A 22,388-nucleotide genomic window follows, 5' to 3' on the forward strand; every position below is an offset into this window, starting at 1 on the left:
TCGTACGGATCATTCGGAGCCGAGCTGTCCGTCGATGAGCCGGAACAGCTCGTCGTCGGATGCCTGGTCCAGCTGAGGGGTGGCAGTGATGGTGTCGGTGTCCGTGGTCCCCGAAGGGGTGTCTCCGGCCGCCGCGAGCCTGGCCTGCAGGGAGGCCAGCCGGGCGGTGATCCGCTCGCGGGCCTCCACGCCCAGCGCGGACCCGTCGAAGGCGGCCTCCAGCTCGTCGATACGGGCCAGCGCCGATGCGGCCCCGCCCGGCAGCCGGTCGGTCAGCTCCCCGTGCAGATGGCCGGCGAGCGAGGTCGCGGTCGGCCGGTCGAAGAGCAGGGTGGTGGGCAGCCTCAGCCCTGTCTCGGCACCGAGGCGGTTGCGCAGTTCGACAGCGGTCAGCGAGTCGAAGCCGAGGTCGAGCAGACCCCGGTCGGCGGGCACGGGCCGGTTCGGCGGATGCCCGAGGATCTCGGCCACCACCGCCCGCACCAGATCCAGCACGATGCGCGGCCGCTCCGCCTCGGCCGCCTCGGCCAGCTTGCGCACCCACGGGGCATCGCCGTCCGTATCGACGGCGGGCCCGCCGCCCGCCCCGGTGGCCGCCGAGGGCCGCCGGGCCGGCAGGCCGACCAGGGAGCGCAGCAGCGGCGGTACGCGGTCCGGGTCACCGAGCCGCCGGAGCGCCGAGGTGTCCAGCCGGGCGGGCACGGCGGTGGCGAGCCCCGAGGCCAGCGCCGAGTCGAACAGCGCCAACCCCTCGTCGGCCGTCAGGGGAGCGATGCCGGTCCGCGCGATCCTGGCCAGATCTGCGCCTCCCAGGGCCCCGCCCATGCCGCCGGGCTGCTCCCACAGCCCCCAGGCGAGGGAGAGCGCGGGGAGTCCGAGCGCGCGGCGGTGCTGGGCCAGCGCGTCCACGTAGGTGTTCGCGGCCGCGTAGTTGGCCTGGCCCGCGTTGCCGATGACGCCCGCGACCGAGGAGAACAGCACGAAGGCGTCCAGCTCGATGCCCCGCTCCCGGGTCAGCTCGTGCAGCAGCAGGGCGGCATCGGCCTTCGGCCGGAGGACCGTCGCGAAGGCGTCATCGGTGAGTGCCGCCAGCGTCGCGTCCGCCGTGACCCCCGCCGCATGGACGACGGCGGTCAGCGGATGCTCGTCGGGGACGGAGTCGAGCAGTTCCGTGAGCGCGGCCCGGTCCGCGAGGTCGCAGGCGGTGAGCGTGACGTCGGCACCGAGAGCGGTAAGGCCGTCGACGAGCTCCCGGGCCCCCGGGGCGTTCGGACCGCGCCGGCCGGTCAGCCGGAGCCGCCGCACCCCGTGATGGGTGATCAGCCGTTCCGCGACCAGCCGGCCGAGCGCCCCCGTGGCACCGGTCAGCAGCACCGTGCCGCGTCCCGCGTCCGCCAGGACCGTACGGCCCTCGGCGGCGGCCGGCACGGCGGTCAGACCCGGCACCAGCACCTCGCCCTCCCGGAGGGCCAGTTGGGGTTCCCCGGTGCCGAGCGCCGCGTCCCGTACGCGGGCGGAGGCGTCCGTCCCGTCGGTGTCGACCAGGACGAACCGCCCGGGATGCTCGGTCTGTGCCGTACGCACCAGCCCCCACCACCCCGACCGGTCGAGCCCCGGCACCGGCTCGCCCTCGCGGACGGCCAGCGCCCCGGTCGTGGTGACGACCAGCCGGGCCCGTTCGAACCGGGCGTCCGCCAGCCAGTCGCGCAGCACCTGCGCGAGGCCGGGCAGCGCACGCTCCTCGTCGTCCAGCAGGGCGTCGCCAAGGAACTCGCCCTCCGCGGCCGCGATCCTCAGCGCCTCGTCGAGACCGACCGCGCCCGTGCGCGGGCCGGGGGCGGACAGCGTCGTCCACTCCACCCGGTACAGCCCGTCCGTGTCCCGGCGGGCCCGTGCGAACCGCGACGGATCGGCCTCCCGCACCACGAGGGAGGCGACGGAGAGCACCGGAGCCCCCCACTCGTCGGTCAGCAGCAGCTCCGTGGTGTCGGGCCCGGCCGGGGACAGCCGCACCCGCACCGACCCGGTGCGCGTGGGGCGCACCCGCACCCCGTTCCAGGAGAACGGGACCGGCAGCCCGCCGGACGGGCCGGGGCCCGCGAGGGCGAGCGGGTGCAGGGCCGAGTCGAGGAGCGACGGCGACAGGAGGTGACCGTCGTCGCCCCCGGCCAGGGCGGCCTCGGCGAACCAGGTCCCGTCCTCGGGATCGCGCCAGGCGGCCCGCAGCCCCTGGAATGCGGGGCCGTAGGCGTAACCCAGCGCGGCCAGCTCGGCATAGGCGCCCCCGATCCCGACGGGCTCCGCCCCGGCCGGCGGCCAGGCCCCCGTCAGCGGCGCGGGCTGCACGGCGGTGTCCGGCGCGAGCACCCCCGAGGCGTGCACGGTCCACGGCTCGCCGTCCGCCCCGCCGTACTGCCCGGCGCCCGGCCGGGAATGGACCGTCACCGTCCTGCGGCCGTCCGCCCCGGCGGCTCCCACACTCACCTGCACCTGCACGGCCCCCGTGTCCGGGATCAGCAGCGGGTCGCTGAGGGTCAGCTCGTCGACCGCGCCGGCCCCCGCCTGCCGGCCCGCGTACAGGGCGAGTTCGAGCAGGGCTGCTCCCGGCAGGACGACGGTGCCGAGCACCGCGTGGTCGGACAGCCACGGATGGCTGTCCAGGGAGAGCAGCCCGGTGTGGACCGTGCCCGTGCCGCCCGCGAGTTCCACGGCGGCCCCGAGCAGCGGATGGTCCGTCGCCCCGAGCCCCGCCTGCTCCACCCGGGCGGCCCCGGCGGGCGCGGCCGGGCGGTCGAGCCAGTACCGCTCGCGCTGGAAGGGGTACGTGGGCAGCTCGACCCGGCCGCGGCCCTCCCGTGCCCCGTAGACCTCCCGGCCGACCGTGCCACCGGCGGCGTGCAGCGCGCCGAGGGCCTCGGGCAGCGAGCGGAGTGCGGAGCGGTCGCGGCGCAGCAGCGGGAGCAGCACCGCATCGGGGTGCGAGTCGGCGGCCGTCGTCGCGAGCACCGCGTCCGGGCCGAGCTCCAGGAACGTCCCGATGCCCAGGTCCTTCAGGGTGCGGACCCCGTCGGCGAAGCGGACGGCCTCGCGGGCGTGGCGTACCCAGTACCCGGCGGAGGCGAAGTCGTCGGGATCGACGGCCCGTCCGGTGAGATCGGAGATCACCGTGAGGTCCGGCGCCCGGAACTCCAGCCCCGACACCACCTCCCGGAACTCCGCGAGCACCGGCTCCATCAACGGCGAGTGGAAGGCGTGGCTCACGGTGAGCCGGCGTGTCCGGGCGCCCGCCTGCGCCGCCCGCGCGGCGAACTCGTCCACCGCACCGGCCTCGCCCGAGACCACGGTGGCCCGGGGCCCGTTGAGCGCGGCGATGCCCACGCGGTCGTCGAGCCCGGCCAGCAGGCCCGTCACGGCGTCCTCGTCGAGCGCCACCGCCAGCATGGCGCCCCCGGCCGGCAGCCCCTGCATCAGCCGCCCCCGGGCCGCGACCAGCGTCGCCGCGTCGCCCAGCGACAGCACGCCGGCCGCGTGCGCGGCGGCCACCGACCCGATGGAGTGCCCGAGCAGCGCGTCGGGACGCACCCCGAAGTGCTCCACCAGCCGGAACAGTGCCGTCTCCAGGGCGAACAGGGCGGGCTGGGTGTACTGGGTCTCGTTGAGCAGAGCCGCTTCCGGCGTGCCCTCGTCGGCGAACGCGATCTCGCGCAGCGAGCGCCCGACGAGCGGATCGAGCGCCGCGCAGGCCGCGTCGAAGGCGGTCGCGAACACGCCGTACTCCGCGTACAGTTCCCGGCCCGCCCCCGCACGCTGGCTGCCCTGACCGGTGAAGAGGAACGCGGTCCGGACCCGCTCGGGCGCCACGCTCTCCCGGGTCTCGCCCGCCGCCACCGAGGCCAGCGCGCGCAGTGCCTCGTCCCGGTCGGCCGCGACGAAGGAGACGCGGTGCCCGAAGGCGCCCGGACCGGCCGCCAGGGCCGCCGACACATCGGCAGGGCGCAGCCCCGGCTCCCGTTCCAGGACCTCGGCCAGCTGCGCCGCCCGGGCCCGCAGCGCACCGGGCGTGTGCCCGGACACCAGCCACGGGACGAGCGGGCCGTCGGCACCAGTGCTCCGGATCTCCGGGGCTGCCGGGGTCTCCTGCGGTGCCTCCAGGATGACGTGGGCGTTGGTCCCGCTGATCCCGAAGGACGACACGGCCGCCCGCCGGGGCCGGCCGTGTTCCGGCCAGGGAGTGGTCTCGGTGAGCAGTTCGACGCCGCCCTCCGACCAGTCGACATGCGGGGTCGGCCGGTCGATGTGCAGGCTCCTGGGCAACGTGCCGTGCCGCATGGAGAGCACGGTCTTGATCACACCCGCGACGCCCGCCGCGGCCTGCGTATGCCCGATGTTGGACTTCACCGAGCCCAGCAGCAGCGGCCGTCCCTCCGGCCGGTCCTGCCCGTAGACGGCGAGCAGGGCCTGAGCCTCGATCGGGTCCCCGAGCCGGGTCCCGGTCCCGTGCGCCTCCACGGCGTCCACGTCCCGGGCGGTGAGACCCGCCCGGTCCAGGGCCTGGCGGATCACCCGCTGCTGGGAGGGGCCGTTGGGTGCGGTGAGGCCGTTGCTCGCCCCGTCCTGGTTGACGGCGGAGCCCCGGAGCAGGGCCAGCACCTCATGGCCGAGGCGCCGCGCGTCCGACAGCCGCTCGACGAGCAGCAGCCCGACACCCTCGCCCCAGCCCGTGCCGTCGGCGGCCTCCGCGAACGGCTTGCACCGTCCGTCGGCGGAGAGCCCCCGCTGCCGGCTGAACTCCACGAAGGTCGCGGGGCCGGCCATCACGGTCACCCCGCCGGCAAGCGCCAGATCGCATTCGCCCTGCCGCAGCGCCTGGGCGGCGAGATGCAGGGCCACCAGGGACGAGGAGCACGCCGTGTCCACCGTGACCGCCGGACCTTCGAGCCCGAAGGTGTACGAGACCCGGCCGGAGGCCACACTGCCCGCGCTCCCGCTGACCAGGTACCCCTCGACCTCGCCGGGGGCGTTCGGAGCCTGGTGCAGCCGGGCCCCGTAGTCGTTGTACATCACCCCGGCGAACACCCCGGTACGGGAGCCGCGCAGCCCGGCCGGGTCGATCCCGGCCCGCTCGAACGCCTCCCAGGTCGTCTCCAGCAGCAGCCGCTGCTGCGGGTCCGTGGTGAGGGCCTCGCGCGGGCTCATCCCGAAGAACTCCGGGTCGAAGTCGGCGGCCGAGTGCAGGAACCCGCCCTCTCGTGCGTACGAGGTGCCGGGGCGGGACGCGTCCGGGTCGTAGAGGCCTTCCAGGTCCCAGCCCCGGTCGGTGGGAAAGCCGGAGACCGCGTCGGTCTCGTCACTGACGAGGCGCCACAGCTCCTCGGGCGTGGTCACCCCGCCGGGGAAGCGGCAGGCCATGGACACGATCGCGATCGGATCGTCCACGGTGTCGCCCGTCGGGGCGGCCGCGGGGGCGTCGTCCCGGTCCGCCTCCGCCCCGGCACCGACGAGTTCGGTACGCAGCAGGGCGGCGAGCGCCTGTGGGGTCGGGTGGTCGAAGACCAGCGTGGTGGGCAGGCGCAGACCGGTGGCTGTCCCGAGCCGGTTGCGCAGGTCGACGGCGGCCAGCGAGTCGAAGCCCAGATCGGTGAAGGCGCGCCCGTCGGGCACAGCCTCCGCGTCCGCATGGCCCAGCACGGTGGCCGTCGTGGCGCGCACCAGCTCCAGCAGCCTCCGTTCCACGGCGTCGGCGGGGAGACCGGCCAGCTGCTCGGCGAACGTCGAGCCGCCCTGTACGGATGCGGAGGTGGCCGCCCGACGCGGGCGCCTCGACACCAGGGAGCGCAGCGGCGCGGGCACCGGCACACCTCCCTCGCCCAGGGTGGCGGTGGCGAAGCGGGAGGCGACGAGCGCCGGACGCGGGGAGCCGAGCGCTTCGTCGAAGAGCCGCAGGGCGCTCTCCTCGGGGAGCGGGGCGATCCCGGACCGGGCGAGCCGCGCGAGATCGGAGGCGCCCAGCCGCGACCCCATCCCGTCGGGCTGGTCCCAGAGGCCCCAGGCGAGTGAGGTGGCGGGCAGGCCGAGGGCGTGGCGGTGGTGGGCGAGTGCGTCCAAGTAGGCGTTGGCGGCGGCGTAGTTGGCCTGTCCGGCGGTGCCCGTGACCCCGGTGACCGAGGAGAAGAGGACGAAGGCCGCCGGTTCCAGGCCGAGTTCGCCGGTGAGTTCGTGGAGCAGCAGGGCCGCGTCCGCCTTGGGCCGCAGGACGGTGTCGAGACGGTCCGGGGTGAGGTCCTCCAGCACACCGTCGTCGAGCACCCCGGCGGCGTGCACGATCCCCCGCAACGGGTGCGCGGCGGGGATGCCGGTGAGCAGTCGGGTGACGGCGTCGCGGTCGGCGGTGTCGCAGGCGACCAGGGTCACTTCGGCACCCAGCCCGGTGAGGTGCGCGAGGAGTTCCGCCGCCCCGGGAGCCGCCGGTCCGCGTCGCCCGGCGAGCAGCAGATGCCGTACGCCGTGACGGGTGATGAGCCGCTCCGCGACGGTGGCACCCAGCGCCCCCGTGGCACCGGTCAGCAGTACTGTGCCCGTGCCGTCCTGGCCGGCGATCGCATCGGACAGGGGCGCCGTCTCCGGGCCCGGCAGTGCGATGCGGGTCAGCCGGGGGACCAGCACCAGCCCGTCGCGCAGGGCGAGTTGCGGCTCGTCGCCGGCCAGCGCGTCGGCCAGCGCGCGTGTGCTCGCCGCGCTGTCGTCCGTGTCGACCAGGACGAAGCTGCCCGGGTGCTCGGACTGCGCGGTACGGAGCAGACCCCACACCGCGGCGGACGCCGGGCCGGTGACGGCCTCGCCCGGAACAGCCGCGACGGCACCCGAGGTCACGACGGCGAGCCTGGCCCCGGCGGGCCGCTCGGCCGCCAGCCACTCCTGGACGAGGGCCAGGGCGCGATGAGCCGCCTCGGTGACGGTGAGCCCGGAGTCGATCCGTACGATCTCGGCATCGGGCAGGGCCGCACCGGCCCCGCCGGTGCGCGCCACAGGCGCCGCCCAGCCGACCTCGTACAGCGCATCGCTGCCTGCGGCTGCCTGCGGGGCAGCGGTCACGGCAGGGGCGGGCAGCAGATGGACCGCGTCCACGGAGGCGACCGGGTCCCCGGCCGCGTCGGTCAGCGACACGGACATCGCGTCCCCGCCCGCCGGCTCCAGCCGGATGCGCACCGAGTCGGCCCCGGTGGCGTGCAGACGGACCCCGGACCAGGAGAAGGGCAGCTTCAGCTCCGCACCGCCGCCGCGCAGCGGCAGCAGGTGCAGCGCGGCGTCGAGCAGCGCGGGGTGAAGGCCGAACTTCTCTGCGGATTCCCGCAGTTCCTCCGGCAGCGCGGCCTCGGCGAAGAAGGTGTCCCCGACCGTCCAGGCGGCCCGCAGATTGCGGAAGGCAGGCCCGTACCCGTAGCCCAGCCGCTCCAGGCGTTCGTAGACCTCGGCCACATCCGTGCGGACCGCGTCGGCCGGTGGCCACACGGGCTCCGGTGCGGGCGTCTCGTCGTCCAGCGGTGCCAGCCGGCCGGAGGCATGCCGCACCCAGGGCGAACCCTCGGCGGACCGGGCGTGCACACTGAACGGCCGCCGGTCCGTGGCATCAGGAGCGCCGACCGCGAGCTGAAGCGACACCGCCGAGCCGTCGGCCGGCAGGGCGAGCGGAGCCTCGAGGGTCAGCTCGTCCACGACCGGGACGTCCGCCTTCTCGCCCGCGCGCAGCGCCAGTTCGACGAGGAGCGCCGCCGGCACGAGCGGCACGCCGCCCATCGCGTGGTCGGCGAGCCAGGGAAGCAGCGCGGTACCCACCTCGCCCGTGAAGAGCAGACCGTCGTCCTCGGCGAGCTCGACGGCGGGAGCCAGCAGCACGTCGGCCCCGTCGGCCCCTGTCGCGTCCAACCAGTAGTGGGTGGGTTGGAAGGGGTAGGTGGGGAGGTTGGTGTGGGGGTGGGTGGTGGTGGGTGGGTTGGTGGGGGTGCCGTGGGTGTGGGTGGTGGCGAGGGCGGTTTGGTAGGTGTGGTTTTCGTTGTGGTTTTTGCGGAGTAGGGGGGTGGTGTGGGGTGTGTGGGTGGTGAGGGTGGCGTCGGGTCCGAGTTCGAGGTAGGTGGTGATGTTTTTGGTGGTGAGGGTGGTGATGTTGTTGTGGTGGTGGACGGTGTTGCGTATTTGGTTGGTCCAGTGTTGGGGGGTGGTGGGGTCGCCGTGGGTGATGAGGGGGGTGTGGGGTTGGTGGTAGGTGAGGGTGCGGGCTGTCTCGTGGAATTGGTCGAGGATGGGGTCCATGTGGTGGGAGTGGAAGGCGTGGCTGACGGTGAGGGGGTGGGTGCGGTGGCCGTGTTGTTTGAGGGTGTGGGTGGTGTGGTGGATGGCGTCGGTGTCGCCTGAGATGACGAGGGAGGTGGGGCTGTTGACGGCGGCGAGGGCGATGTGGTCGTTGAGGTAGGGCTGTATTTGTTGTTCGGTTGCTTCGATGGCGGTCATGGCTCCGCCGGTTGGTGCGGATTGCATGAGGTGGGCGCGGGTGGTGATGAGGAGGGCCGCGTCTTCGAGGGTGAGGATTCCGGCGAGGTGGGCGGCGGTGAGTTCTCCGATGGAGTGGCCGGTCAGGTAGTGGGGGGTGATGCCGTGGTGTGCGAGTAGGTGGTGGAGGGCTGTTTCGAGGGCGAAGAGGGCGGGTTGTGTGTAGCGGGTTTCGTTGAGGAGGGCTGCTTGGGGGGTGTCTGGGGCGGCGAACATGATGTCGCGCAGGGGTCGTTCGAGGTGTGGGTCGAGTGCGTCGCATACGTCGTCGAGTGCGGTGGCGAACGCGGGGTGGGTCCCGTAGAGGGTGTGGCCCATCCGGGGGCGTTGGCTGCCTTGGCCGGTGAAGAGGTAGGCGATGCGTGGTGTGGGTGAGGCGGTGCCGCGTACGAGTGCGGGGTGTTCCTGGTCGGTGGCGAGTGCGGTCAGGGCGTCGAGTGCCTGGTCCCGGTCACCCGCCAGCACCACCCCACGGTGTTCCAGCGCGGCCCGTCCGGTCGTCAGCGTGCGGCTGATCGCCGCGGCCGAGTCCGGCCGTTCCCGTACGAAGGTGGCGAGCCGTGCGGCCTGGGTGCGCAGGGCGGCCGGGCTGTGCGCGGACAGAGGCCAGAGCACGGGTGTGCTGTCGTCGTCGGACTCGGCGCTGTCCGTGTCCTGCCGGGCGGGCTCGGGTGCCTGCTCCAGGATGACGTGGGCGTTGGTGCCGCTGATCCCGAAGGACGACACGGCTGCCCGGCGCGGCCGGTCATGGTCCGGCCAGGACGTCTCCTGCGTCAGGAGCCTGACCGCGCCCGCCTCCCAGTCGATGTGCGGGGACGGCGCGTCCACGTGCAGGGTGCGAGGCAGCACGCCGTGGCGCATCGCCTCGACCATCTTGATGATGCCGCCCACCCCGGCCGCCGCCTGGGCATGCCCGATGTTCGACTTCAGTGAGCCGAGGTGCAGCGGCTCGTCGTTCTGCCGCTCCTGCCCGTAGGTGGCAAGGAGGGCCTGGGCCTCGATCGGGTCACCGAGGCGGGTACCCGTCCCGTGCGCCTCGACCGCGTCGACCTCGGAGGCCCGCAGGCCCGCCCCGGCCAGCGCCTGGCGGATGACCCGCTCCTGCGAGGGGCCGTTGGGTGCGGTGAGGCCGTTGCTCGCCCCGTCCTGGTTGACGGCGGAGCCGCGCACGACCGCGAGCACCTGGTGGCCGTTGCGGCGGGCGTCCGACAGCCGCTCCACGAGCAGTAGCCCCACGCCCTCCGACCAGCCCGTGCCGTCGGCCGAGGCGGAGAAGGACTTGCACCGGCCGTCGGGGGAGAGCCCGCGCTGCCGGCTGAACTCGACGAACGTGTCGGGACGGGCCATCACGGTCACGCCGCCGGCGAGCGCGAGCTCGCATTCGCCCTGCCGCAGCGCCTGGGCGGCCAGGTGCAGGGCCACCAGGGACGAGGAGCACGCCGTGTCCACGGTCACCGCCGGGCCCTCGAGACCGAAGGTGTACGCGACGCGGCCGGAGATCACGCTCGATGTGTTGCCCGTGAGGAGGTAGCCCTCCAGATCCTGCGGAGCCTTGAGGAACCTCGACCCGTAGTCGTTGTACATGACCCCGGCGAAGACCCCCGTCCGGCTGCCGCGCACGGAGCCGGGGTCGATCCCGGCGCGCTCGAACGTCTCCCAGGCCGTCTCCAGCAGCAGCCGCTGCTGCGGATCGGCGGCGAGGGCTTCACGCGGGCTGATCCCGAAGAACTCGGCATCGAACTCCCCTGCCCCGTACAGGAACCCGCCCTCGCGGGCGTACGACGTACCGAGGTGTTCCGGGTCCGGGTCGTAGAGCTTCGCCAGGTCCCAGCCCCGGTCGGTGGGGAAGCCCCCGATGGCGTCCTGCGCGGACGCGACGAGGTCCCACAGATCGTCGGGCGACGCCACGCCGCCCGGGTAGCGGCACGCCATGCCCACGATCACGATCGGGTCGTCCTGATCGGTGACCCGCGTCCCGGTGACGGCCGCACCGGCGGACGGAGTCGTGGCCCCCGGCAGCAGGGTCAGCACGTGCACGGCCAGCGAGCGGGGGGTGGGGTGGTCGAAGACGGCCGTGGTGGAGATCCTCAGCCCGGTGGCCGTGGCGAGCCGGTTGCGCAGATCGACGCCGGCGAGGGAGTCGAAGCCCAGGTCCCGGAAGGCGCGGGAGTCGTCCAGCGTCTCCGGTGTGGTGTGGCCGAGCACGGTGGCCACGGTCGTCCGTACCAACTCCGCGACCGTACGGTGCCGTTCCTCTACCGGCAGTCCGGCGGTGCGGGTCGCCCACGAGCCGGCTCCGGCGGCATCGGCCGGTGCGGCCGAGGCGCGGGGACGCGGTGTGCGGACCAGGCCGCGCAGCACGGAGGGCAGAGCGCCCTGCTCCGCCCTCGTCCGCAGAGCGTTCGCCTCGGTCCGTACGAGGACCGGTGCCGGGTCCTCGCCGGCGAGGGCCGCATCCAGCAGCGCCAGGCCGTCGGCGACGGAGAGCGGGGCGAGCCCCGACCTCTGCCAGCGGGCCAGCTCGGTGGCCCCGAGGCCGCCGCTCATCCCGTCGGGCTGGTCCCAGAGGCCCCAGGCGAGTGAGGTGGCGGGCAGGCCGAGGGCGTGGCGGTGGTGGGCGAGGGCGTCCAAGTAGGCGTTGGCGGCGGCGTAGTTGGCCTGTCCGGCGTTGCCGGTGACCCCGACGATCGACGAGAACAGCACGAAGTCGTCCAGCTCGGCATCGGCCGTCAGCTCATGGAGCTGCGCCGCCGCGTCGGCCTTCGTACGGAGCACGGCGTCCAGCCGGTCCGGAGTGAGACTCCCGATCGTCACGTCGTCCAGGACGCCGGCCAGATGGAAGACGGCCCCGAGCGGGTGCGCGGAAGGGAGCGAGGCGAGGGCCCCGGCCAGGTCCTCGCGCGAGGAGACGTCCCCCGCCACGAACCGCACCTCGGCCCCGGACTCTGCGAGCTCGGCGGCCAACGCGTCCGCACCTTGGGCGTGTTCACCGCTGCGGCTCAGGAGCAGCAGCTGCCGGGCTCCGTGCTGGGCCACGAGATGCCGGGCCACGAGCCGGCCGAGCCCACCGGTGCCGCCAGTGATCAGGACCGTGCGGTGGCCGTAGTCACGGCTTCCGGAAGCGGACTCGGGGGTACGCCCCCGGGCGACCCGGGGTGCGAGCAAGACGGAGGAACGAAGGGCAAGTTGAGGCTCATCGAGCGATGCCGCCGAGAGCGTCGCGAGATCCGGTGCGTCCCCGTCGACGTCCACCAGGGCGAACCGGCCGGGGTGCTCCGACTGCGCCGACCGGACCAGCCCCCAAGCGGCGGCCGACCATGGATCGGAGACGGAGTCGCCTGCCGCTGCCGCCATCGCACCACGCGTGAGGAACAGCAGCCGCGCATCGGCGAAGCGGTCCTGGCCCAGCCACTCCCGTACCAGCTCCAGGGTGTGCGAGGCCGCGCCGCGTCCCGCCGGAACGGAGACGGCGACGACATCGGGCACGGCCGCGTCGGGCGAGAGATCCCCGAGCGCGGTGACGTGAACGGCCTGTGCCCGGGCCGGGGTGTCGTGGGCGACGGGTACCCAGTCGATGCGATGGGGCGTGGGCGCGGAGCCACCGGATGCGGCGGAGAGCGCCGACGCCTCGACGGGCAGCAGAGTGAGCGAGTCGGCCGACAGGACGGCGTGGCCGGCCGGGTCGGTGACCGTGAGCCGTCCCGACGACCAGCGGGCGCGCACGGTGGTGGCGCCGGTGGCGAAGAGCTCGATGCCCGACCAGGCGAAGGGCACGGGCAGGCCGGCACCGTCCTGCGCCTCCCGTCCGACCAGCGGATGCAGGGCCGCGTCGAGCAGCGCCGGGTGGACCGGGAACTCCGCCGCCCGGTCCTGCAGCTCGTCCGGGAGCGTCAGTTCGGCGACGAGGTCGTCGCCGTCGCTCCACGCGGCCCGGACGGCGCGGAAGGCAGGCCCGTAGGCGTAGCCGAGTCGGTCGAGCCGCGCGTACAGCGCTTCGACATCGAGGGGTTCGGCGCCGCGCGGGGGCCAGGCACCGCCCTCCGCGACCGGCCCGGCGGCCTTCGCCGGAGTCAGGGTGCCCGTGGCGTGCCGGGTCCAGTTGCTCGCCGGGTCCGGGCGCGTGTGGATGCTGAGGGAACGGTCGCCCTCCGCGTCGGCCGGTCCGACGGCCAGCTGGAGGAGCAGGGAACCGGTCACGGGGAGCAACAGGGGCGCTTCCAGCGTCAGTTCGGCCACCCGTGGCGCGTCCACGGATTCGCCGACGGCGAGCGCGAGATCCACGAAGGCCGTACCGGGCAGAAGGGCGTGGCCGAGGATCTCGTGGTCCGCGAGCCAGGGGTGGGCGTCCTGCGACAGCTGACCGGTGAACACCGACCCGCCCTGTTCCGCCAGCTCGCCCGACGCGCCCAGGAAGGGGTGATCCGTGGCCGAGAGCCCGAGGGATTCCGGACCGGCCGTGGCACGACTCGGCACCCGCCAGTAGTGGGTGGGTTGGAAGGGGTAGGTGGGGAGGTTGGTGTGGGGGTGGGTGGTGGTGGGTGGGTTGGTGGGGGTGCCGTGGGTGTGGGTGGTGGCGAGGGCGGTTTGGTAGGTGTGGTTTTCGTTGTGGTTTTTGCGGAGGAGGGGGGTGGTGTGGGGTGTGTGGGTGGTGAGGGTGGCGTCGGGTCCGAGTTCGAGGTAGGTGGTGATGTTTTTGGTGGTGAGGGTGGTGATGTTGTTGTGGTGGTGGACGGTGTTGCGTATTTGGTTGGTCCAGTGTTGGGGGGTGGTGGGGTCGCCGTGGGTGATGAGGGGGGTGTGGGGTTGGTGGTAGGTGATTGTTTGGGCGGTTTGCAGGAATTGGTCGAGGATGGGGTCCATGTGGTGGGAGTGGAAGGCGTGGCTGACGGTGAGGGGGTGGGTGCGGTGGCCGTGTTGTTTGAGGGTGTGGGTGGTGTGGTGGATGGCGTCGGTGTCGCCTGAGATGACGAGGGAGGTGGGGCTGTTGACGGCGGCGAGGGCGATGTGGTCGTTGAGGTAGGGCTGTATTTGTTGTTCGGTTGCTTCGATGGCGGTCATGGCTCCGCCGGTTGGTGCGGATTGCATGAGGTGGGCGCGGGTGGTGATGAGGAGGGCCGCGTCTTCGAGGGTGAGGATTCCGGCGAGGTGGGCGGCGGTGAGTTCTCCGATGGAGTGGCCGGTCAGGTAGTGGGGGGTGATGCCGTGGTGTGCGAGTAGGTGGTGGAGGGCTGTTTCGAGGGCGAAGAGGGCGGGTTGTGTGTAGCGGGTTTCGTTGAGGAGGGCTGCTTGGGGGGTGTCTGGGGCGGCGAACATGATGTCGCGCAGGGGTCGTTCGAGGTGTGGGTCGAGTGCGTCGCATACGTCGTCGAGTGCGGTGGCGAACGCGGGGTGGGTCCCGTAGAGGGTGTGGCCCATCCGGGGGCGTTGGCTGCCTTGGCCGGTGAAGAGGTAGGCGATGCGTGGTGTGGGTGAGGCGGTGCCGCGTACGAGTGCGGGGTGTTCCTGGTCGGTGGCGAGTGCGGTCAGGGCGTCGAGTGCCTGGTCCCGGTCACCCGCCAGCACCACCCCACGATGCTCAAGACCTGCACGGCCTCGGTACAGCGCCGAAGCGATCCGTTCGGGTTCGGTCTCCGGGTGCTCGTTGACGTACGCACGCAGCCGCACGGCTTGCTCGCGCAGTGAGCCGGCATTCTGAGCGGAGAGCGGCCACAACACCGGTTCGGTGCCGTCGGACACGGGCGCGGCCGGGACCGAGTCGCCGGCCGTCGGTGCCTGCTCCAGGATGACGTGGGCGTTGGTGCCGCTGATCCCGAACGACGACACGGCTGCCCGGCGCGGCCGGTCGTGGTCCGGCCACGGCGCGTCCTCGGTCAGCAGGCGCACCGCACCCGCCTCCCAGTCCACATGCGGGGACGGCGCGTCCACATGCAGGGTGCGGGGCAGCACGCCGTGGCGCATCGCCTCGACCATCTTGATGATGCCGCCCACCCCGGCCGCCGCCTGGGCATGCCCGATGTTCGACTTCAACGAGCCCAGCAGCAGAGGCTGTTCGGCCGGACGGTCCTGCCCGTACGTGGCCAGCAGCGCATCGGCCTCGATCGGGTCACCGAGGCGGGTGCCCGTCCCGTGCGCCTCCATGGCGTCCACGTCGGAGGTGGCGAGGCCGGCATGGGCCAGCGCCTGGCGGATGACCCGCTCCTGCGAGGGGCCGTTGGGTGCGGTGAGGCCGTTGCTCGCCCCGTCCTGGTTGACGGCGGAGCCGCGCACGACCGCGAGCACCTGGTGGCCGTTGCGGCGGGCGTCCGACAGCCGCTCCACGAGCAGCAGTCCCACGCCCTCCGACCACGCGGTGCCGTCGGCGCCCGCCGCGAAGGCCTTGCAGCGTGCGTCCGTCGCGAGGCCGCGCTGCCGGCTGAACTCCAGGAACATCCCTGGTGTCGGCATCACGGTCACGCCGCCGGCGAGCGCGAGCTCGCATTCGCCCTGCCGCAGCGCCTGGGCGGCCAGGTGCAGGGCCACCAGGGACGAGGAGCACGCCGTGTCCACGGTCACCGCCGGCCCCTCGAGACCGAAGGTGTACGCGACACGCCCCGAGGCGACACTCGCCGTGCTGCCGGTGAGCAGGTAGCCGTCGAGGCCTTCCGCCGGTTCGTGCAGGCGGGGCCCGTAGTCCTGGGCGGTGGCGCCGATGAACACCCCGGACGCGCTGCCGCGCAGACTGTCGGGTGCGATCCCCGCCCGCTCGAATGCCTCCCACGCCGTGGTGAGCAGCAGCCTCTGCTGCGGGTCCATCGCCGCCGCCTCGCGCGGACTGATCCCGAAGAGCGCGGCGTCGAACTCGCCCGCCCCGTAAAGGAATCCGCCCTCCCGTACATAGGAGGTGCCGGGCCGGTCCGGGTCCGGGTCGTACAGCGCGGCCAGGTCCCAGCCCCGGTCCGTGGGGAACGGGCCGATGGCATCCGTGCCCCCGGCGACCAGATTCCACAGGTCCTCGGGCGAGGTCACCCCGCCCGGGTAGCGGCACGCCATGCCCACGATGGCGATCGGCTCGTCCGCCTGGGACGCCGTACCCGTAAGGGCGATGGACCGGCCGGCCGTGGTCCTCGCCGAGGACCCGCCGAGCCGTTCGCGCAGCAGCCGGACGACGGCCTCCGGCGTCGGGTGGTTGTAGACCAGGGCCGAGGGCAGCGAGAGCCCGGTCGCGGTCTGGAGCCGGTCGCGCAGCTCCACCCCGGCCAGCGAGTCGAAGCCGAGGTCCTTGAACGCGTGGCCCGGATCGATCGCGTCGCCCGTCACATGGCCCAGCACGAGGGCGACCTGCGTCCGGACCACATCCAGCAGCTCTGCCTCCGGGGCCGCATCGGCGCTCTCCCCGGTGTTCCTCTCGGGGGCCTCCGCCGGTGCGGGCCCGGCCACCGGCACCTCGGGCGCCGTGACCGGGCCGTCCAGCCAGTGGCGGTCCCGCTGGAAGGCGTACGTCGGCAGCGGCACGGTCCTGCCGCCCCATCCCGCCAGCGCGCCCGCCCAGTCCACCCGGGCGCCGCGCACCTGGGCCTGCGCCAGCGCGGCCGTCAGGGTGTCCGGCTCGGGGCGCCCGCGCCGCAGGACCGACAGCAGCGCTGACGCACCGTCGGTGAGCGTTTCGCGGGCCAGGGCGGTGAGGACGGCGTCCGGGCCCAGCTCGACGAAGACACCCACGCCGTCGTCCCGCAGCGTGCGCAGCCCGTCGTGGAAGCGGACGGCTTCACGGATGTGCCGGGTCCAGTAGTCGGGTGAGGCGAGTTCCTCGGCGGTCGCGAAGTCACCCGTGACGTTCGAGACGACCGGGATCCTCGGCGCACGGAACTCCAGCTCCCCGGCGATCTGCCGGAACACGTCGAGGACCGGGTCCATCAGCGGTGAGTGGAACGCATGACTGACCGTCAACTTTCGCGTGCGGCGGCCCTGGGAGGCGAAGGCCTCCTTGATCCTGAGGACATCGGGCTCGTCGCCCGAGACGACCACCGCGCGCGGACCGTTGACGGCGGCGACGGAGACCCGGTCCGTGAGGTGCGGGACCACCTCCTGCTCGGTCGCCTCGACGGCGGCCATCGCACCGCCCGCCGGAAGCTCCTGCATCAGCCGGCCCCTGGCGGCCACCAGGCGCGCCGCGTCGTCGAGCGAGAGCACCCCCGACACATGGGCTGCCGTCAGCTCGCCGATCGAATGCCCGGCCAGCCGGTCCGGCCGCAGGCCCAGGTGCTCCACCAGCCGGAAGAGCGCCGTCTCGACGGCGAAGAGCGCGGGCTGGGTGTAGCGCGTCTCGTCGAGCAGCGCGGCCTCCGGCGAACCCTCCGCGGCGAGGACGATGTCCTTGAGCGGGCGGTCCAGGTGCGGGGCGAAGGCCGCGCAGACGTCGTCGAACGCCTCGGCGAACTCCGCGTACGCGGCGTACAGTTCGCGCCCCGTTCCGGCACGCTGGCTGCCCTGGCCGGTGAAGAGGAACGCGGTGAGAGGGGCGGGTGAGGCCGCCCGCCCGCGTACGAGAGCGGGGTCGTCCCGGCCCTCGGCCAGGGCCTCGACCGCGCGCAGCAGGGCGTCCCGGTCGGCGGCCACCACGACGGCGCGCTCGTCGAAGAGCGTGCGGGTGGTGGCGAGGGAGCAGGCGGTGTCGAGGAGGGAGGGGGCGGGTGCGGCGGTCGTCAGGTGGTCGCGGAGCCGGGCGGCCTGTCCGCGCAGGGCACGGCCGTCACGGGCGCTGAGCAGCCAGGGGACGGGGCGCGGTGCCCCGACGGACGGGGCGCGCACGGCCTCCCCGGAGGCCCCGGAGCCGTCGTCCCCGTCCACGGCGTCCGCCCCCGCGAACCGGCCCACCGCATCCGCCACCACCACATGGCAGTTGGTCCCGCCCATGCCGAACGAGCTGACCCCCGCGATCAGCGGCAGCTCCTCGCTCGGCCAGGGACCCTCCTCGGTCCGGACCCGCAGGCCCAGGTCCGCCAGCGGGATCGCCGGGTTGGGCACGTCGAAGTTGAGGCTGGCCGGGATCCGCCGCCGGGACACGGAGAGCGCGGTCTTCAGCAGCCCCACCAGACCGGCCGCCCCCTCCAGATGCCCGACGTTCGTCTTCGCCGAGCCCACCTGGAGCGGGGCACCGGCCGGCCGGCCCGTACCGAGCGCGGCGCCGAGCGCGGCGGCCTCCACCGGGTCGCCCACGGGTGTGCCCGTGCCGTGCAGCTCGACGTACTGGACCTCATCGGCCGTGACACCCGCGCGGGCGTACGCCTCGCGCAGCACCGCTTCCTGCGCCCCCCGGTCCGGGACCGTGAGCCCGTCCGACGCGCCGTCGTTGTTGACCGCGCTGCCCAGGATCACGCAGTGCACCCGGTCGCCGTCCGCCCGCGCCCGGTCCAGCGGCTTGAGCACGACGGCGACGCCGCCCTCGCCGCGTACATAGCCATTGGCCCGTGCGTCGAAGGTGAAGCAGCGGCCGTCCGGCGACAGGGCCCCGAACTTCGCGCTGTCCGCGCTGCTGCCGGGGGAGAGGATCAGATTCGCACCGCCGACCACCGCGAGATCGGACTCACCGCTGCGCAGGCTCTCGCAGGCGAGATGCACCGCGACCAGCGACGAGGACTGGGCCGCGTCCACGGTCAGGCTCGGACCGGTGAGGCCGAGCACGTACGAGAGCCGGTTGGCGAGGATGCCCCGGTGCAGTCCCGTCACGGAGTAGCGGTCCGCGTCCGTCCCGCCCCTGCGGTGGTGGAGCGCCGCGTAGTCGTCCCAGATGGCGCTGGCGAAGACGGCCGTACGGCTGCCGGCGAGCACCCCGGGGACGATCCCGGCCTCCTCCAGTGCCTCCCAGCCCAGCTCCAGGAGCAGTCGCTGCTGGGGGTCCATCGCCGCCGCCTCGCGGGGCGGGATACCGAAGAATCCGGCGTCGAACCGGTCCACCTCGTCGAGGAAGGCGCCCCGGGCGGGGGCGCCGGCGGACCGGCGGCCCGCGGGCGCCTCCCCGACGGCGTCCTCCCCGCGGCTGAGCAACTGCCAGAAGGCGGCGGGATCGGGCGCCCCGGGGAGGCGGCAGGCGAGACCGATGACGGCGATAGGTGCGGAGTGGGCGCTACGCATGATCTGTGACGTACTCCCTCGTCGAGAACGACCCGGCGAGACCCACCCTCCCCAGCCGCGCTAACGGCGGCCTTTGCGCGTTCTAAATCGCACCGGCGCCGTCGGGCCGCTCACCGGCCGGGTGCAGCCCGCGCCGCAACGCCGTCAGGTGCTCCAGCGCGATGCGATGCTGCTCGTCCGGGTCCGGTGCGCCCGCCGACCCGCCGAACGCGTGGTACGCCCCCGGGAAGTTGTGCAGCTCCACCGGCACACCGGCCTGCGCCAGGCGGAGCCCGTACAGCAGCCCCTCGTCGCGCAGCGGATCGAGACCCGCGGTCGAGATGTACGCCGGGGGCAGCCCGCCCAGGTCCTCGGCGCGGGCCGGGGACGCGTGCACGGGAGTCCCGCCCCCGCCCGTGCCGAGGTAGAGCTCCCAGCTCTCCCGCGCCAGCCGGCGGTTCCAGACGGGCGTGTCCAGGAACGCGGTCATCGAGCCCGTCTCCAGCCGGTCGTCCAGCACCGGTGTGCTCAGGTGCTGGAAGACCAGCCCGGGTCCGCCCCGGTCGCGCGCGAGCAGGGTCAGGCCGGCGGCGAGACAGCCGCCGGAACTGGCCCCGGCCACGGCGAGCCGCGCCGGGTCCGCCCCGATCTCCTTCGCGTTCCCCGCACTCCACTCCAGGGCGGCCCAGCAGTCGTCGAGCCCGGCGGGAAACGGGTCCTCCGGCGCCAGCCGGTAGGCCACCGCCACGACCACCGCCGAGGCGAACGACGCCGCCTGGCCCGCCGAGTGGTGGACCGAGTCCACATTGCCGAGGACGAAGCCCCCGCCGTGGATCCACAGCACTGCGGGCAGCGCCGACCCGGCCCCGGCGGGGCGGTAGACCCGCACCCGGACCTCCGGGGATCCGGGCGGCCCCGGAATCCAGTGCTCCGCCACCTCGACCCCCGGCAGGGCCGGGAGTTCACGCAGCGGCCGCGGACCCGCCCGATGGTCCGCGACCGCGTCGGCCAGCCGTCCCGTCACCGGCATGCTCAGGCCTCCAGAGCGATGGCCTGCGAGGGGCAGAGCGCCACGGTGTCCCGCAGCCTCGCCTCCTCGTCCGCGCCGTCCACCCGGTCCTCCAGGACGAGGACCGTGCCCTCGTCCGACTGGTCGAAGCGGTCGGGGGCGGACAGGACGCACTGACCCGCGCCCAGACACCGCTGTGTATCGGCCTTGATGTGCATGGCTTCCGGTTCCCTTCTGATCACCATGTGACGGGCAGGCGCCAGATGCCCTGGACACCGCCCGGTTCCTTGACCGGCAGCTGCCCGGAGGGTTCGGCGAGGCGCAGCCCCGGCAGCCGGCGGAAGAGTGTGGACAGCGCGATCTCCATCTCGGCCCGGGCCAGGTTCTGGCCGATGCACTGATGGACGCCGTGTCCGAAGGAGATGTGGTGGCGTGCGCCGCGCCCGACGTCGAAGGAGTCGGCGGTGGGGAACGCCTCGTCGTCCCGGTTGGCCGACGAGATGACGACGATCACCCCGTCACCGGCCCTGACCCGATGCCCGCCCAGCTCCGTGTCGACCGTCGCGAACCGGGCGACGCCGTCCGCGATGGCCATGTACCGCAGCAGCTCCTCCACCGCGCCCGGCAGCAGCGACTCGTCGGCGCGCAGGGCCGCCAGCTGCTCCGGGTTCTCCAGCAGGGTGAGGACACCGAGCGCGATGGCGCTCGCCGTGGTCTCGTGCCCCGCCACCAGGAGCAGCAGGGCGATGTCGACCAGATCGCGGCGGGTGAGCGCGCCGGTGGACAGCTGCTCGGCGATCAGCGTGTCGAGCAGCCCGTCGCCCGGCTCCTCCTCCTTGCGCCGGATCAGCCCGTCGAGATACGAGGCGAGCTGCGCGAACGCGTCGGCACTGTCCTCCAGAGTCGTCGTCCCGGTGACCACCCGGCGCGACTGCTGCTCGAAGAACCCGTGGTCGGCGTACGGCACACCGAGGAGTTCGCAGATGACGACCGACGGCACCGGCAGCGCGAAGTCCGGAACCAGGTCGGCGACCGGGCCCTTGGCCTCGATCGCGTCGATCAGTTCGTCGACCAGCCGCTGGATGCCGGGCCGCAGCGCCTGCACCTTGCGGACGGTGAAGTTGGTGAGCAGCATGCGCCTCTGCACGGTGTGCTCCGGCGGGTCCATGCCGATGAAGTTGCGGACCTTGCGCGCCGACTCGAAGCGCGGCGCGGTGGCCGGATAGTGCGGGTGGACCCGGTCGGACGAGTACGTGGCCGCGTCGAGCAGGACCTGACGCGCCTCCGCGTGCCCGCTCACCGCCCAGACCCGGCGTCCGTTGTACAGCTCGACCAGGGACACCGGCCCCTGCTCGCGATAGGCGTCGTAGCCGGCGGGCGGCTGGAAGGGGCAGCCGCGCGCCTGCGGATACGCGGGCAGCTCCTGCCCGTCGGTCGGTGCGGCGATGCTGGTCTCGGTCATTCCCCGGCCTCCAGGACAGTGAGCGGGACGACGGCGGGCGCCGGTGCGGCCGGGGGAGCGGCCGCGGGCGCTGCCGGATGGTTGGTGCGCGGAGCACTGAACCGCCGTACGGCCGGGGCCTCGACCCAGGTGTACAGGGCGTGGGCCAGCGCCAGCGCGGCCAGCAGGGCGGCGAGCAGCAGGGCGGCCGCCGCGGCGCCGGACAGGTCCTTGCCGGCGACGAGCCACTTGTGGCCGTACGTCACCACCAGTCCGTGCACCATGTAGAACGCGAAGGAGAGCTCGCCGAGCCGTACCAGCACCCGCCCCCGGAACGGCGAGGCGGTCTGCCGGACGTCGGCCTGCGCGGCGGCCACGACCAGCGGGGCGAGCCACAGGGCGCCGGTGCCCGCGACCCCGTACAGATACGGCACCGACGAATTCAGGACGTACCCGCCGACGGCGATCGCGGCGGCCGGCAGCAGCCCGATGCGCGGGAGCGCGCCGGTCAGCACCAGCCGGGCGGCGATCATGCCGAGCACGAACTCGATGGCCCGCACCGGCGGGAAGAAGTACACGGACCAGATCTGCTCGAAGGACAGCGAGCCGTCGGCGATGAAGGGCAGCGGGGTGCCGGCCACCGTCCAGCTGCTGACCGCCGGCACCAGGACGGTGAGCGCGGCGAGGACCCCGGCGACCGTCCACAGCCGACGTGCCGTCAGCCGCTCCAGGACGGGCAGCAGGAACGGGAAGGCGAGATAGAAGAACAGCTCGCACGACAGCGACCAGCTGACGGCGTTCATCGTGTTCGGCACCTGGATCTCGGGTATCCACGCCTGCACGAGGAAGAGGTTGGCCAGCACACCCTTGGTGGTGAACACCTCGGACGCGGCCACCATCAGAACGGCGGCGGCCACGAAGGTGACCAGGTGGTTGGGGAAGATCTTCACCAGCCGGCGCCGCCAGACGCGGGGCGCCCCCTCGGCGGGCCGCGCCGACCACGTCAGGACGAAGCCGCTGAGGACGAAGAAGAACGTCACCCCGTAGAAACCGGCGTTGGCGAAGGTGTCGCCCAGCGTGTCGCCCACCGAGCCCCCGAAGAACCGGGTCTGGAAGGTGGTGTGGAAGGCGAAGACCAGCAGGGCCGCCAGGAACCGCATCCCGGTGAGGGACGGCAGTCTGGCGGCCTGCGGCCGGTCCGGGGCGGACGGTGACGCGGTGGACGGTGCTGGGGAGCCTGGCATGGCTGATGACCTCCGACTTGTCCGAAACTGGCCCGTCGAGGCTCGCAGTCGCGTGTTGGCC

The 22,388-nt window shown here is 73.7% G+C and carries 5 protein-coding genes; all 5 read right to left on the reverse strand.

The annotated features are described in order from the left end of the window. Positions 1 to 9 precede the first annotated feature (9 nt). Positions 10 to 18,654 carry an SDR family NAD(P)-dependent oxidoreductase gene (locus RLT58_RS31860; protein WP_311313810.1) on the reverse strand — a complete coding sequence of 6,215 codons (18,645 nt, stop codon included), beginning with the start codon at positions 18,652 to 18,654 and terminating at the stop codon, positions 10 to 12. A gap of 82 nt (positions 18,655 to 18,736) precedes the next feature. After that, positions 18,737 to 19,663, reverse strand: a complete 927-nt coding sequence (locus RLT58_RS31865) for an alpha/beta hydrolase (RefSeq protein ID WP_311313811.1) — start codon at positions 19,661 to 19,663, stop codon at positions 18,737 to 18,739. A 2-nt stretch (positions 19,664 to 19,665) separates the two neighbouring features. After that, positions 19,666 to 19,860 (reverse strand): ferredoxin, encoded by a 195-nt coding sequence (locus RLT58_RS31870; RefSeq protein WP_311313812.1) that lies wholly within the window; start codon positions 19,858 to 19,860, stop codon positions 19,666 to 19,668. Between the two features lie 20 nt (positions 19,861 to 19,880). Then, entirely contained in the window at positions 19,881 to 21,104 is a 1,224-nt protein-coding gene (locus RLT58_RS31875; protein WP_311313813.1) for a cytochrome P450, read from the reverse strand. Beyond that, positions 21,101 to 22,327, reverse strand: coding sequence for an acyltransferase family protein (locus RLT58_RS31880; protein ID WP_311313814.1), 1,227 nt, complete (start codon positions 22,325 to 22,327; stop codon positions 21,101 to 21,103). Before RLT58_RS31880 ends, RLT58_RS31875 begins: the two co-directional genes overlap by 4 nt. Positions 22,328 to 22,388 lie beyond the last annotated feature (61 nt).

Origin of the sequence: Streptomyces sp. ITFR-16 (assembly GCF_031844705.1) — a bacterium.
Taxonomy (GTDB): Bacteria; Actinomycetota; Actinomycetes; order Streptomycetales; family Streptomycetaceae; genus Streptomyces.

Excerpts from the sequence above, each read along its gene's own strand:
- RLT58_RS31880 (WP_311313814.1), bottom strand. The coding sequence starts at position 22,327 with ATGCCAGGCTCCCCAGCACCGTCCACCGCGTCACCGTCCGCCCCGGAC.
- RLT58_RS31860 (WP_311313810.1), bottom strand. The coding sequence starts at position 18,654 with ATGCGTAGCGCCCACTCCGCACCTATCGCCGTCATCGGTCTCGCCTGC.
- RLT58_RS31870 (WP_311313812.1), bottom strand. The coding sequence starts at position 19,860 with ATGCACATCAAGGCCGATACACAGCGGTGTCTGGGCGCGGGTCAGTGC.
- RLT58_RS31865 (WP_311313811.1), bottom strand. The coding sequence starts at position 19,663 with ATGCCGGTGACGGGACGGCTGGCCGACGCGGTCGCGGACCATCGGGCG.
- RLT58_RS31875 (WP_311313813.1), bottom strand. The coding sequence starts at position 21,104 with ATGACCGAGACCAGCATCGCCGCACCGACCGACGGGCAGGAGCTGCCC.